At 62.8% G+C, this 906-nt stretch carries 1 protein-coding gene; it reads right to left on the bottom strand.

Going from position 1 to position 906, the window contains the following annotated elements; translation table 11 throughout:
• The coding region (locus BSF40_RS31315) for an immunoglobulin-like domain-containing protein (RefSeq protein WP_141249832.1) at positions 1 to 906 on the bottom strand (906 nt) is incomplete at both ends.

Genomic DNA, 906 nt, shown 5'->3' with positions numbered 1-906 from the left:
CGCTCGGGGTGGCGGTCAAGGTCACCGTGGTGGTGTCGTTGACATCGTTGACCGTGGTTTCCACCGGGGTCTTGATCGGGTTGATCGCTTCGAGGTTGCCGCCGTCGGCCGATTTAATCGACTCGGTAACGGTGGTCGGACCGGTGTAAACGTCGTTGCCCACGGTCACTGGCAGGCTGCCGGAGCTCTGACCTTCGGCGATGGTGATGACCTTGCCGCTGTCCAACGTCACGGTCACCGGACCGTTCTGCGCGGTAACCGGGGCACCGTTCTTGTCGGTCAAGGTCGCGGTGTAGGTGATGGTGCCGTTTTCATCCACGCTCGGCGTCGCGGTCAGGGTCACCGTGGTGGTGTCGTTGACATCGTTGACCGTGGTGGTCACTGGCGTTTTCACCGGATCAATGGACTCGAGGTTGCCGCCGGCGGCCGATTTAATCGACTCGGTCACGGTGGTCGGACCGGTGTAGACGTCGTTGCCGACGGTCACCGGCAGGCTGCCGGAGCTCTGGCCTTCGGCAATGGTGATCACCTTGCCGCTGTCCAACGTCACGGTCACTGGACCGCTTTGCGCGGTGACTGGTTTGCCCAAGGCATCGGTCAGCGTCGCGGTGTAGGTGATGGTGCCGTTTTCGTCGACGCTTGGAGTGGCGGTTAGGGTCACCGTGGTGGTGTCGTTGACATCGTTGACCGTGGTTTCCACCGGGGTCTTGATCGGGTTGATCGCTTCGAGGTTGCCGCCCACTGCGTCCTTGATGGATTCAGTAACGGTGGTCGGGCCTGTGTAGACGTCGTTGCCGACGCTGACCGGCAGGCTGCCGGAGCTCTGACCTTCGGCGATGGTGATGACCTTGCCGCTGTCGAGGGTCACGGTCACCGGACCGTTCTGCGCGGTAACCGGGGCACCGT

Origin of the sequence: Pseudomonas sp. ACN5, assembly GCF_002303975.1 — a bacterium.
GTDB classification, from domain to species: domain Bacteria; phylum Pseudomonadota; class Gammaproteobacteria; order Pseudomonadales; family Pseudomonadaceae; genus Aquipseudomonas; species Aquipseudomonas laurylsulfatiphila.
The sequence above is the reverse complement of the archived record's forward strand: the minus strand, read 5'-3'. Positions and strand labels throughout refer to the sequence as shown.